This is a genomic window from Novipirellula rosea (assembly GCF_039541335.1).
Lineage (GTDB): Bacteria > Planctomycetota > Planctomycetia > Pirellulales > Pirellulaceae > Novipirellula > Novipirellula rosea.
The window spans coordinates 19,711-34,073 of the sequence record NZ_BAABGA010000041.1 but is presented as its reverse complement, the minus strand read 5'-3'; the positions used below and the strand labels follow the sequence as shown (position 1 = coordinate 34,073).

Here is a 14,363-nt window from a genome sequence, read left to right as displayed (position 1 = left end):
GTAATCTCACGTCGTTACGGTGCCGCCTACTCGGGTACGTCGACGGATCCCACGCCATCCATCACGGATGAAACTATACCATCCATTCAGTTTGGCCGAGATCGTAGCCCCCGTATCGCCCTGGCAAACCGTGAATCGCCCCCAATCATAAGGGTCGCTGTCGGGGCTGACCAATTCATTTTCGGTGGTCAGCGAACACAACACGCCAGCTTGCCGTGCGGCGGGCGACATCGTCGGTCCGGCTAATCCATGATGCCGCTTGCCAAACGGAAACGCGAATGTCAAATCCTCATATCCAAATCGCTCACGTAGAATCTGCATCGACGTTAACAAATCCTCGCGAAACGGCTCGGGTTGATGGCGGTATGCGGTATGAGTGTGCGTGTGAGCACCAAGTTCGATAATGCCACTGTCGATCATCGCATGGCATTCGTCGGTTGTTAACGGACGCCACGAATCGGCAGGAACCGCGTCGGATCCAGCCGGCGCCCAATCTTCGAAGGGAAATCGCTCGTTGGTATCCAAATACGCGGTGGCAACGAAGATCGTTGCAGGAATCCCAAGCTCTTGAAGAATCGGAAAAGCTTGCGTGAAGTTGTTCGCATAGCCATCGTCAAAGGTCACGACGAAGACGTTGCGTGGAATCACTTCGCCTGCAGCATGTGCCGCGAGCGCTCGGCGCAGAGGCCACGCCTGATGGCCTCGATTTAATAATCCACTTAGTTGACGGCGAAAACGCTCCGGCGTAACGTTCAGAGTCGGAAAAGGATAACCGCGAACCGCGTCGGTAACACGGTGGTACATCAAAATCCCAAACGCATCGGAAACACGAGTCCGACCGCCCGCCGCAATCGCCAGTGCCAATGGAGTGCGAACAATGACACTCTGTTTCCATTCACGTTGGAGTGCAGCGAGACGCGAATAAAAAGAATTTGACAACGTTATTCTTCACAGATGCGGCTCTTGCAATGCGGAGCCTTCGGATAGTTCGATCAATCGCAAGAACTCAAAAACAATTCGCTAGGCACGATTGCTGCCGGTGGCGGTCGTTTAGGGCACCTGCACATCGACCTCGAAATCACGCAAACACCACATTACGAGTCGTTCGGCCGATGGGACTTCGGCCGATGGTTCCTCGGGCACTGGACACGGACCGGCCGACTCTACCCCCGGCCAAGCCTCCGTTATAAACACTCCGCCACGCAAACCGTTCCGAACAAAACGGCGTCAAACGGAGATTCAATAGGTATTTTCCGCTCGTTCTCGAAGGGATCAGGCGACTGCAATTAGTATGCTTGGTGAATCAATTGCGACAACCTCAAATTCAAAGTCAATTCGCGACATCCAACCCGCGGCACCGATTATCATAACTACGCGGATTCTGCGCTAAATCGCCGCACCTTTATCGCTGGAAAAAGGAGATCACATTGGGGAAAACCCCTATCAGAATTCAGTTGGGTATAGAACCTAGAATTACTAAATTCAGCAATACCGCCACAATCCAACCCCAGTGATATCGTCCCGTCTCGTCGCGTCCCTACTAGTGGACCTACTAACTGTCTTTATCAATTCCAAGTAGCACAAGAATCGCGATTGAGATGATTGGTAAAAATCCTTCTACATTTATTCTTTGAATCTTCTTCGATCTGCTTTTTCGGTCACATCGCTGCGGCAACTGACCAATCCAAGCGGCACTGTGATCTGGATCGACGTGCTCTGCTGAGCCACAAACCCCGTTAAAAAGGGAAAAAAAACATTCGCGTTCCAACGAGGATTGGATGCACGCCGTGGTCGTGGCACCCTATCTCGGCATTCCCATCGATCGCCGGCCTTTGACAGCGAGTAAAAAGGAACGGGGCCTACCGCCCAACGTGGCCTCAATCTAGGCGGAAAACCATTGCCACAATCAGCACCATAAACCGCAAGCTGCGTGCATCATTTAACCACTAACCGCAAGCGAGTTATCGATCTGATCGCATCCTTACTGCGCTCCATTGCACATGGAATCATTATGATTTTGGTATGACAGTCCAAAATGATGATAGGCATCACAGGAGTTGCAATTAGACTCGGTTCTAATAAATTGCGAGAAATTTGCGGAGCAAAAATTTGCATTCCCCTAATTCATTCACTCGTTACACTGTTCAAAATCAGTTGGACTTGTATCTTTAAACCCGAAGTGGATGAGCCCGACTCGAGAGGGGTCAGGGCGTTGCGATCTCCGTAACCATTCACGATGAACCTATGCTGAACCACACCAACTTGATCTCTACCTCTGCCATTGGACGTGCACCGTGCTAAAACTGATTTCACGTTATGCGACCAACTACACAACTCGACGCCGCATCAACACATGGATCTTGACGGGTCGCGAATTTGATCGTGAGATCGCCCGAGAGCGTGCCCGAACCGTGCGACGCAACATTCCATTTTGCGTTCTGCAAATTGAACTTTGTGGCGCTCACCGAACGGCAAAAAACACCCGCAGCCTTGCCAAGCTGGTTCGCCGCAACGTGCGGATGAGCGACGAAAAAGGGCACGTCAATCGCTTCACCATCGGTGTGCTCCTAGTCGACACACCCGAGATGGGCGGCCGGATTGTCATGGACCGCTTAAACGGACTGCTAAGCACCGCACATCTGAAGGCGGAAATCTCGCTTAGCGTCTATGACCCGCAGTCGTTCAACAACGACGATTCAGACGACTCATCCGCAAACGGCGGCGACCAAGAGTCGGGCGGAACCAAAGTGCGACTGCACGACAAGCACCCCGTTGGACGAGACCGCCGACGATTTCATGACGACGAGTTGATCGGCAGCGGGACGCGGATGGCTACGCCGCATTCCAGCGACGCGTTCGATCTGATGTCGACTCGTGTCAGCAACGTCAGCTTTCAAGTCGATTCGCTCATCAAGCGTACATTCGACGTTGCCGTCGCCAGCGCAGGATTATTATTCGCGGCCCCCGTGATCGCATTAGCAGCAGCCGTTATCAAACGTGACGGTGGACCTGCGTTCTTTCTGCAATCACGCGAAGGTCGTGACGGGGTGCCGTTTACGATTTACAAATTGCGGACGATGGTCGTCAACGCGGAATCACAGCAAGCCGACTTGCGAGACAAGAGCGAACGTGACGGCCCCGCATTCAAGATGCGCAACGATCCTCGTGTCACTCGGTTTGGTCAGATGTTACGATCCACCTGCGTTGACGAATTGCCTCAACTGTGGAACGTGCTACGAGGCGACATGTCGATCGTTGGCCCCCGCCCTCTTCCTGTTAGCGAGAGCCGAGCGTGCCAACCGTGGCATCGGCGCCGCTTGGACGTTCGCCCCGGTATCACATGCAATTGGCAAGTCGCCAAAGAAAAAGCGGACACGTTCGACGAATGGATGCGAATGGATCTTGCCTATGTCGATAACGCCAACCTTTGGAAAGACGTGACGCTGATGGCCCAGACCGTAGGCGTGCCGCTTCGCGCCAAAGGCAGCCGCTAAACTTGAGACGCAGAAGCCGCGAGGCATCTGCCCATGCTACCGGTGCGAACACTTTTCCGTCACCTCGCCCGAGCTTCGCTGAACACCTGCTCGCTAAACAGTGCTGCTCACTCAGCAGTGCCGTACGCAGGCAAACAAAAAAAGCCAAAGTCTTAACGACTTTGGCTTTGCTTTTTGAATTTGCTTTTTGAAACCGACTAGCGAACCGGTAACCACTGCACGGCATCGGCGACGACGTGACCGTTGGTTCCATCGTTATCGATCCGAACGCTTGCATTGCGGGTCGCATCAAATCGAAATTTGCCCAGCGATAGAAACAGCGACTCGATCGGCGGATTCTTTGTCTGGTTCACGCTAACCGTGGTCGAACCATCGGCGTGATCCACGGTCACCTTGACGTTACTGGCTCGATTGGAATTCGCGGGATACGCAAGCCGCACTTCGTATTCGCCCGCTTTTGGCAACGTGGTCACAAATGCAATCGACGCTTTGCCATCCGCGGCGTTGTCATCGTGGACGTAACCATGTTCGACAAACTTGGATGAAGACGTGCTGGGCCGCCACGATCCCGTTAATTGAGCCTTGGAATCATCAACCACGGTTCCTTTCAAATCTTTCAGATAGACCCGCTCGCGTGCCGAATGGCTAGTCGAGCCCGCGTAATGCAACACTTGTCCATCCGCTTGCAAACGGTCACGAAGCTGGTCATAGGGGACATCTTGCACTGCGATCTTTTTATCAATCGCTATTACCGCCGCAGTCGCCGAACTTTGCCCCAAAATCATGAATACCGGCTCCATGCGAATCGAGCCGAACGCGATGTGCGAACTGGAAACACATACCGGAACGAGCAAGTTTTCACATTCTTGCTTCTTCGGAACCAACGATCCGTAGGCGATCTCGTAAGGCCCGTTGGTGCTGACGCCGATGTCACCTTCGTTTTGAACGTGACCTTCCGGCGTGATATAACGCTGTACATTATGAGAATCCATTGTATAGGATCCCATTCCTACTGACTCAGGTGTATCGCGACGTTTTAGCAATTCATGTTCGGTCATTACGAATTTGCCAACCATCCGACGCGCTTCACGAATATACAACTGGTGCGACCAATTGCCATTGTCGACAAACTCGTCTTTGGGCAGCCCCCATTTTCGCATTTCTGTCTGCGTTTGCTCGGGTACACGAGGATCGTTGGCAATGAAATACAGCCAGCCTTTTTGATAGGTTTCGTGCTCTTTGATAATCTCGCGACGCTTCTCGTAGCTCGCCTCGGGATACTCGTAATTAAACCCAATATTATCGGTGCTCATCGGTCCATGATTATTGGTATCCGTTTTGTGGTTTGGAATCGGATCAAATTTGCCAAAGGTCTGATTGAATCCTGCCTCATAGATACGAACCAATAATTCGTATTGCGACGGATCGTATCCTTCGGGTTTGGCGAATGGAATTCGGTTTGAGGGATCGTTAGTCAAACACATACGAAAACAATAGGCTTGGATGCGATGATCGCCCGCCCCTTTTTCGCCTGGTGGATCGGGACTGACGCGAGGCAATACGCCGCTGGAGGGATCATCCGCAACGACATAGGGGCTGACCGGTTTCTTGAGGATGCCGAAATGGTGCGAATGATGCAGCACTCCGGTTTGAACGCCATTCCACGATTCGCCATAGGTCGAACCGGATTCACGCCCAACGTGATAGCTCACCCCGGCAGCGGCCATCAAGTCGCCTTCGTACGTGGCATCGATAAACATTTTGCCCGCGTAGGTTTTCCCGCTGAGCATGCGAATCGCGGCGATTCGCCCCTCTTTCATCGTGACACCCGACTCGCGATCGAGATACTCGTCGCGGACAACAGGGATTTCAAACTCGCGGATATAATCTTCGTAAACTTGCTCGGCAACGTGCGGCTCAAAAATCCACATTGTGCGGTTCTTGCCATCGATCGCGCGCGTTCCTTGGCCTTTGTTACCGTATTGCTGGCGAGTTTGCTGGACCCAAGATTCAGGACGCTCGTAGGCTTTCCAAATTCGATGATAAAAATCTCGCGACAATCCGCCGATCACCGACTTGTTGCCTGTATCGGTCCACCCTAAACCGCCGCTGGTCAAACCACCTAGATGTTTGTCGGGCCCCACGATCACCACCGACTTCCCCATCTTCTTTGCCTGGACCGCCGCGATCACCCCGGCGGATGTGCCGCCGTAAACCACGATGTCATATTGTTCGGACGCAGTATCCGCCGCACTGCATTGGGAAACCGCGGTGGTGGCGACGAAGAAGACGAGCAGATGAAATCGTAGTCGCCCTAAAACGGACAAACGTGGCCTCGAGAGCAAGCGAGTCATAGCAGGAGATCCTGAGCAGATTTTTTTAAGGAGAGTGGGTAGGAACGGATACCAAGACAGCATCGCAAGCGAGATAAAGAACGAATCGCATCCCTTGATGGACGATGACGTCTGGCTGAGACATTGTAGAATACCAGCGAAGATAATTCACACTTGCTGCTTGAAGATGATGTCTGAAAAAAGGAATTCTCTGTGATTCACCCTCATCCCTACCTCCCCAAGATGCTCGCGTTGGTCGTGAGCGTCTTTGTACTTGCTCCGCAATGGGTGACGGCGGCCGAAAACCCCGCTGCCGCCTCCGATGACACGAAAGTCGAGAAAAAAGAAATGAGTTCGGATTCTGTAATGCTCAAACCATGGACGGGGCCCTACGGTGGCGTTCCCCCTTGGAACTTGGTCCGTCAAGAAGAATTTTTGCCGGCGATCGAGACCGCGATTCAAATCGCGAGCGAAGAGCTCAACGCAATCGCTAACCAAAGCGAACCACCAACGTTTGAAAACACGATCGTTGCAATGGAGAAAGCGGGCAAGACGCTTGACCGTGTGGAAACGCTGTTCGATGTCCACACCAGCAACCTGAACGTGGGTCCGATCCCCGATATTGAACGTGCGGTTGCCCCCAAGTTGTCCGAGCACCGTGACAGCATCTATCAAAACGAGAAACTGTTTAAACGTATCGAAGCGATCTACCAAAGCGATGCGATGAAATCGTTTACCGTCGCTCAAAAACGATTGGTCGACGATCTCTACAAGACCTTCGTCCGCCAAGGCGCGAAACTGAACTCGAGCGATAAGGCCAAGCTGTCGCAAATCAATACGCGATTGGCTCGACTGTTCACCGATTTCAGCCAAAACGTGCTCGAGGACGAAAAAGGTTATGTCACCTGGATCGATAACGAAGCCGATCTGGCCGGATTGCCTGACAGCGTGATTGCGGCGATGAAATCGGCTGCCGAAGAACGCAACCACCCCGACCAATGGGCTGTGACTAACACGCGATCATCGATGGATCCGTTTCTGACGAACGCGGACAACCGCGATTTGCGGGAAACCGTTTGGCGAAATTATTACAACCGCGGCGACAACGGAGACGCCCATGATAACAACGCGATCATCTCCGAAATCCTCAGCTTGCGTGCCGCGCGAGCCAAATTGCTTGGCTACAAGAACCATGCCGAGTGGCGATTAGAACCGACCATGGCCAAAACGCCCGCTGCGACGATGGATTTGATGATGAAGGTGTGGCCCAAAGCAGTCGCGCGTGTACGCGAAGAAGTGGCCGATATGCAGGCGATCGCAGATTCCGAGAACGCCAACATCACAATCGCTCCGTGGGATTACCGCTACTACGCCGAAAAAGTGCGCAAAGACAAATACGATCTCGATTTCAACGAAGTCAAACCGTATCTGCAGCTGGAGAAACTACGCGAGGCGATGATGTGGGCCGCTGGCGAATTGTATGGCATGCAGTTTACCGAGATCAAAGACGTCCCCGTGTTTCACCCCGACGTTCGCGTTTGGAAAGTCGAGGATGCTGACGGCAACCGCGTCGGTTTGTGGTACCTCGACCCCTACGCTCGCGAAGGCAAACGAAGTGGCGCGTGGATGATGGATTACCGCAGCCAAGAAAATATCGACGAACCGATCACGCCGGTCGTTTCCAACAACTCGAACTTCGTCAAAGGGGTCGCAGGCAAGCCGTCATTGATCTCGTGGGACGACGCCGTGACGCTGTTTCACGAATTCGGACATGCACTACACAGCTTGAACTCGAAGGTAAATTATCCTTCGCAGGCCGGCACTAGCGTCGCGCGTGATTACGTTGAATTCCCGTCTCAGATCATGGAGCATTGGCTCGATACACCCGAGGTACTCAGCCAATACGCGGTGCACTACGAAACAGGCAAACCGATGCCTCAGTCGTTGCTGGATAAGATTAAAAACGCATCTAAGTTCAACCAAGGCTTTGACACGGTTGAGTATTTGTCCAGCGCGATTGTCGACATGAAATTGCACACCACAGACCAGACCTCGATTGATCCCGACGCGTTTGAAAAACAAACTCTGAAGGAGATCGGCATGCCGGATGAGATCCCGATGCGTCACCGCACGCCCCAGTTCGCTCACATTTTCAGTAGCGATTCGTATTCAGCGGGTTACTACAGCTACCTGTGGTCAGACGCATTGACTGCCGACGCGGTCGAGGTGTTCGAGGAAGCGGGCAGTTTCTACGACAAACCGACCGCGAAAAGCTTGCACGACAACGTGATGAGTGTTGGCGACACCATTGATCCAGCCGAAGGATTCCGTCGATTTCGAGGCCGTGATGTCGACACCAGCGCTCTGCTACGCAAACGCGGCTTCCCCGTCGACTAGGGCTGCGACTCGCGGCAGATGCATGTAGCACGTGGTTTCGCCAGCACAAAGGAAGCCGTGTGCCACCTCTCCCAAACGCAGTTTGGCACAGGTCGAGCAGAGCCTTCAGCGATTGCTCGGGTGAGGGCTGTCCGAGCAATTTAGCGGTCTGTTGCAAGCTCGGTTGCGCGGTCGACCCTCACCCGAACGAAGCCTAAAGGGCTCGTTCGACCTCTCCCAAGCTAACGCTCGGGAGAGGTTGCTTGCACCGTGTCACGTCTCCCAAACGCAGCTTGGGAGAGATCGAGCAGAGCTTTCAGCGATTGCATTGGAACGAGGTGAAGCGTCAATCTTGCGGTCCAAAGCGGACCGTCACCGATCCGCTTTCGTCGTCCTCTTGGATGTCCACTTTGATATCCAAAAAGATCTTTAGCACATCGAGGTGCGTCTTGCTGTGCATCGACAACGGACCGCTGCGAAATTCGCTTGTTCGTCCCTGCATTGCCGCCAATCCCATTGGCAGCATCAGTTGATCGGCCAAATGTTCGCCGACCGGGACCGCTCTGGCGATATGAGCTCGCGTTTGCCGCAGAACGCCTCGCGCGATGTGCTCTGCCTTGACGCCCACCTTGCCAAACCCGGTGAATGTCTCGGTCACACTCGGTGTTGACCACTGGATCATCACCACGTTGCCAGGGCCACAAGGCTGGGACACTTCATGAACGTGAAAGCAGTCGGCATCCCATTTTGTTTTTCGCCGGATCGTATCACATTCACGATGCCCCACCGATTTGGGAATCGCCGAAACGATCGCGGTCACGCATGGCGACGCCTTCTCGTCACACTCGATCAGCGCAAGCCCCTTTAAAGTGCGACAAGGAGTGATCGTCAACTGAAACTTTCCGCCGCCAGCGGGATAAAACCCGTAAGCTTCGATTTCAACATCGTTGGCGACTCCCATCTTGGCCAATTGCGGCAAAAACGAATCTCGGAAAAAGTCCAACGGGGGTGCCGCTGGATTATGGGTCCCCCCTTCGAAAGTCACACACGACGGATGATCCGCGAGCATCAGAGACGGCAAAACGGTTTGCGCGACCAAGACCGCGCTGCCTGCCGTGCCGACTTTGAAGTCGAACTCGCCACCACGGGATTCACTTGGCTCGAACGTAATCGATTGCGATCCAATCGCATCACCTTCGATCACCGCATTACAAACCGCGGCTACCGCTCGTACCGACGTGAGGTGCTGTCGCATCAGCCCTGGTTTACGGCGGCCGGCTCGAATATTGACGATCCGAATCGGCTGCTTGGTCACCGCGGCAAGCGCGAGCGAGGAGCGGAGGATTTGTCCGCCGCCCTCGCCCTGAGATCCATCAATTTCAATCATCCGCTTTACTCGCATCCTTAATCACGAAACGTGCCTTCAAGCGAGCGACTTCACTCGCCAATCCAGCGGTCTTTACCGATCGCAGCACTTCCTCGAAATCCTTGTACGCCGCTGGAGCTTCATCCTTGGGATAAAACCGGCAATTGCTGAGGATATCGTGCTGCTCGAATTCATCGTCAATCGTTGTTTGATCCAACACGCGACTGGCATGACGTCGCCCGAGCGTGCGTCCGGCACCGTGATTGACACTAAAGCACGCCTGCTCGGCACCGGGATCCGCTACCATCACCGCCGATCCATCACGCGGGTTCCCCGGCAATAGAATCGGGTGCCCAGTATCGGCAAACGGGGTCTCACGCAAAGCGTAATGACCGGCCGGAAACGCACGTGTCGCTCCTTTGCGATGTACCCATGTCGGCCGATTATCCATGATCTCCTTGCGTGCAATATTGTGACTGATGAAATAAACCAACGATCCTGTCGTTCCCGGCAATACTTCTTGGAACGCCTCTAGTACGAGAGCATTGATCAACAAGTGGTTCGCGGTTGCAAAATTGGCTCCCAGCGCCATGTCGTCCAAATAGTCGTCGGCTTCGCTTGTTCCCAGCGGTGCGTAAACCAATTGGCGATCTCCGGCCGGCAATGGAATATCCCACTTGCTGAACTTGTTTTGCAACGTCTTGAACTGGCCCGATGCCAAGTTGTGTCCGAAACCTCGCGATCCACAATGCGACAAAAAGGCGACCTTGCCGTCACGCAGCCCAAACGTTTCGGCCACCGAACGTGAACGGTCATCGTCCCCGACGTGAACCACTTCGCATTCACCGAAATGGTTCCCTCCGCCATACGAACCCAATTGGCTCATCTTGTCCGAAAAATTACTCATGTGCCGCTGAGCAAGCAGAACCTCTAAACGACTCTCTAGCGCATCGCGTGTTTCGTCATGTCCAAGGTGGAACGAATCTTCGCATCGATCGGCCCACTCAACCGGAATTCCAAGTTGCTGACAAACACTTTCACTGGCTCCTTCGACAACAAGTTGCTTCCCTAACGTTCGGTTCACAAGACGCGACTTCTTGGCACTTCGCTGTCCTTTGCCTGCTCCGGTCGGAGTGCGTTGACAAATGGCCGAGATCAGTGCACGTCGTGTTTGTCGGTCTTCGATGACGTCCGCAGGGATATCCAATTGCAACAAACTCATCGAACATTTGATGTCCACTCCCACGGGTCCTGGGTAAATGTGCGTGGGCGAGACCATCACACATCCCACCGGAGCTCCGTAACCGAGATGGGCATCGGGATTAAGCACAACATCGGTCACGCCGGGAGCGAGCCGCGAATTGACCGCTTGCTGCAAACAAACGTCATCAAACGTATCGCGAATTGCTTCGGTCCCAATCACTTTGATCGGAGCGGTTGTTTCGGTCGGCAAAATCGCGGTCGCTTCGCCGGTCGCGATCATTCTAGTTGGTGCAGGCTTGTGAAGCGTCGTATGCATTGCGATGCCTTTGATTCGAGTGAACGGGCGAGCCAGTTCATCGGTAATGTGACTGGCTGAAAAAATTCGGGACAAAGTCGGAAGCACGCTCCCAGCCTTTGCTTGAATCGATTTACTTTGCACAAGGTGTGCCAACCCACGCAGGCAAACCCCTAACCCGTTTACACGTAACGACTTAACAAAACTGCGAGCGTTTTAGCACACAAAAACAGATCCGCCATATCTCTCCACTCATCGCGTGACTTATAATTCTGTCTATGAATAAGTCACGCGTCGTTATCGGTTTTCTCGGTACCCAATTAGACCAACCTGCCAAGCGGGGTGACCGCTGGTCAGGTTGGCGGCCCAGTGTTGCCGTCTGTCAGCAGCCCGACTTGATCATCGATCGGTTTGAGTTGCTGTGCGATCGACGGCACGAGAAGTTGGCCGAGAGTGTGGTCGCCGACATCCGCTCGATCTCGCCCGAAACGGAGGTGCGTCTGCATTGGAACCAGCTTCGTGATCCTTGGGATTTCGAAGAGGTCTATGCGTTGCTGCACCAGTTCACTCGTGACTATTCGTTCAACAGCGATAACGAGGAATACCTCGCCCACATCACCACCGGCACGCACGTCGCACAGATTTGTTTGTTCTTGTTGACCGAATCGCGTCACCTGCCCGCCGCACTGCTGCAAACATCGCCACCAAACCGTAGCGGCAAAGATCCACGCGGGGTCTACAGCGTGATCGATTTGGATTTATCACGGTATGACCAATTGGCCAGCCGGTTTCAGGCCGAACACCAGGAAGGATTGTCGTTTCTGAAGTCGGGGATCGAGACAAGGAACAAGGCCTTCAATCAATTAATCGAACGGATCGAACAAGTGTCGCTGGCGACGCGTGCGCCGATCTTGTTGAGCGGGCCGACGGGAGCGGGCAAGTCGCAACTCGCGCAACGCATCTTTGCACTCAAACGACATCGTCAACAAGTTGCCGGACCGTTGGTCGAGGTGAACTGTGCCACGATTCGCGGCGAACAAGCGATGTCGACTTTGTTTGGTCATGTGAAAGGTGCGTTCACGGGAGCGGCCGCTGCTCGTGCCGGATTGCTGAAATCAGCTGACCAAGGAATGTTATTTTTGGATGAGATTGGCGAACTGGGGGCCGACGAGCAGGCGATGTTGCTGCGCGCGATTGAAGAGAAGACTTTTCTCGCAGTGGGATCGGATGAGGCGACGTCGAGTGATTTTCAATTGATCGCAGGCACCAACCGTGATTTGCATCAAGAAGTTGGCAAAGGCAACTTTCGCGAAGACCTTCTTGCCCGGATCAATCTGTGGTCGTTCGCGTTGCCAGGACTGACGCAGCGTCGTGACGACATCGACCCCAACATCGAATTTGAATTACAGAAGTTCACCACGACTCATGGACGCAAGGTGACCTTTAACAAGGAAGCTCGCAAAAAGTTCATCGAGTTTGCTCATAATCCATCGACGCTTTGGAAGGCCAATTTTCGCGATCTAAATGCGGCGATTACACGAATGGCAACGCTGTCGCCGGGCGGACGCATTACGACCGACATGGTCGACGAAGAAATCTCGCGGCTAAGGGCTAGTTGGCGAGGCTCGGAAAAACCCGATAGCCATGCTGCGACATTGCGAACCGTGCTGAACGAGAACCAAATTGCTCAGCTTGATCGATTTGATCAAGCCGCACTTGCCGAAGTGATCAAGGTTTGCTCGCAATCGCCTTCGCTCTCCGCAGCCGGTCGCGAGCTATTTCAAGTCTCGCGGCAATCCAAACATAAAGCGAATGATGCCGATCGGCTGCGAAAATATCTTGCAAAATTCGGAATCCAGTGGAGTGATATTCCTTAACGGTGTGGCGCAAGGCGAATGTCATCCGGTTTGCTATTAGGCGGGTGGATATTGGTCATGCAAATTTTCTGTCACCTCTCCCGGCGAAGCGGGGAGAGGCCGGACGGGCCGTTCAGGCCTCGTTCGGGTGAGGGCCGACCGCGCAACTTAGCGTCCAGTGGCCTTAGCTTGCTCGGTCGGCCCTCACCCGAGCATCGCTAGAGGCTCTGCTCGACCTCTCCCAAACTGCGTCTGGGAGAGGTGACAGAATTGCCGACGCAACAGAAGACCAAGCGTACCGCTGACATCCAATTTCCTTAGCGCCCTGAAATCCGTTCGCTGATGCCTTACTATGGTGGAGCAAAAAACACTCAATTCACGTTAATCGCATCATGCCCAACCGACACCACAACCTCGCTCACCGGATCGCAGCTCATTCTGCGCCTGCGATGTTTTGGATTTCGCTTGCTTTTTTGGTCTGCCAATCGGTTTTGGTGGTGCTGTGGGTCGACGTGCCTAATTTAGAGGAAACTCTGATTCACGATCCGGTTACCGACGAGACGGTGATCGCGTATACATTGCCGCCGATCAGCCGGACCGAAATCGCGGCCATTGCTCTAATGCTGCTGATCTGGCCTATTGTGATCGCCGAATCGATCTACCACTGGTACACCCGCCCTTGGAACGCCGAGACCCGCTGGACGCATTTCTACTCCTTCGTGTTTTGCATTTGCCCTTCACTGCGAATGTGTGCACGCAGTGTCGAGATGGGTAACCGTATTTGGCTACCCACCATGGGCTGGCGCAAGGCGGATGCGCGGCTGCGTCGGCGATTGGAGCGGTACTTCAGTTTGCCGATGATCTGGATCGCTTTGCTGATCATGCCAGTGCTGCTGATCGAATTATTGCTAAAAAACCAAGTCGCCCAATACGGTTGGCTGCGGTTTGCGTTGCACTTCAGCACCGGCGCGATTTGGTTTTGTTTTGCCGCCGAGTTTATCTTGATGGTTTCGGTAGCAGAAAAGAAAATCGCGTACTGCAAAACACACTGGTTGGATCTCGCGATCATTTTATTGCCGTTGGTTTCGTTCCTGCGTTCGCTGCAGTTTTTACGAGCTACCGGAATCACCAAGATGGTGCGGTTGTCTCAGATCAACCAGGTCGCACGGATGTATCGTTTGAGGGGAACGGCGCTAAAAGCAGTTCGAGCATTGGTGCTGTTGGACATGCTCGAACGGATCCTGCGGCCGTCGCCCGAACGTTCACTCGTGAAGTTAAACGCCCAGCTCGATGAGCTTGAGAAGGAAGCGAAAGTGATACGTCGCAAGATCGCCAAACTCGAGCGCGAGATGCCGGTAGAAATGTGTGCCGAAGAGTAACGGAGTCGACCGTTAAAAATTTGTCGCATTCGCGGTTGCTACCAAAGTTATTGACGATAGA

The 14,363-nt window shown here is 53.6% G+C and carries 8 protein-coding genes; 4 read left to right on the top strand and 4 right to left on the bottom strand.

The window, feature by feature from the left end; translation table 11 throughout:
* Positions 1–6: 6 nt before the first annotated feature.
* Entirely contained in the window at positions 7–939 is a 933-nt protein-coding gene (locus tag ABD971_RS17115) for a polysaccharide deacetylase family protein (protein ID WP_345324042.1), read from the bottom strand.
* Positions 940–2,294: 1,355 nt separating this feature from the next.
* Between ABD971_RS17115 and ABD971_RS17110 the strand changes: the two genes are divergently transcribed.
* Positions 2,295–3,494, top strand: coding sequence for a sugar transferase (locus ABD971_RS17110; protein WP_339943319.1), 1,200 nt, complete (start codon positions 2,295–2,297; stop codon positions 3,492–3,494).
* 197 nt (positions 3,495–3,691) lie between these two features.
* Here the strand turns inward: ABD971_RS17110 and ABD971_RS17105 are convergent, their stop codons facing one another.
* The gene (locus ABD971_RS17105) at positions 3,692–5,848 is read right to left on the bottom strand and encodes an FAD-dependent oxidoreductase (protein WP_345324039.1); all 2,157 of its coding nucleotides are present in this window, start codon (positions 5,846–5,848) and stop codon (positions 3,692–3,694) included.
* 222 nt (positions 5,849–6,070) lie between these two features.
* Between ABD971_RS17105 and ABD971_RS17100 the strand changes: the two genes are divergently transcribed.
* The gene (locus ABD971_RS17100) at positions 6,071–8,224 is read left to right on the top strand and encodes a M3 family metallopeptidase (RefSeq protein WP_425571324.1); all 2,154 of its coding nucleotides are present in this window, start codon (positions 6,071–6,073) and stop codon (positions 8,222–8,224) included.
* 325 nt (positions 8,225–8,549) lie between these two features.
* Here ABD971_RS17100 and rtcA read toward each other — a convergent pair whose 3' ends face one another.
* Both rtcA and ABD971_RS17090 read right to left on the bottom strand, forming a co-directional pair.
* Positions 8,550–9,590 carry an RNA 3'-terminal phosphate cyclase gene (gene rtcA / locus ABD971_RS17095; RefSeq protein ID WP_345324037.1) on the bottom strand — a complete coding sequence of 347 codons (1,041 nt, stop codon included), beginning with the start codon at positions 9,588–9,590 and terminating at the stop codon, positions 8,550–8,552.
* Entirely contained in the window at positions 9,583–11,088 is a 1,506-nt protein-coding gene (locus ABD971_RS17090; protein WP_345324034.1) for an RtcB family protein, read from the bottom strand. Before ABD971_RS17090 ends, rtcA begins: the two co-directional genes overlap by 8 nt.
* 257 nt (positions 11,089–11,345) lie before the next feature.
* On the opposite strand from ABD971_RS17090, the gene rtcR reads away from it, so the two are divergent.
* Together rtcR and ABD971_RS17080 are read left to right on the top strand one after the other, a co-directional pair.
* Complete coding sequence (gene rtcR, locus ABD971_RS17085) at positions 11,346–12,944, top strand: RNA repair transcriptional activator RtcR (RefSeq protein ID WP_345324032.1); 1,599 nt, start codon at positions 11,346–11,348, stop codon at positions 12,942–12,944.
* 371 nt (positions 12,945–13,315) lie between these two features.
* A complete protein-coding gene (locus tag ABD971_RS17080; RefSeq protein ID WP_339943309.1) occupies positions 13,316–14,302 on the top strand; it encodes a potassium channel protein in 987 nt (328 codons plus the stop codon).
* Positions 14,303–14,363 lie beyond the last annotated feature (61 nt).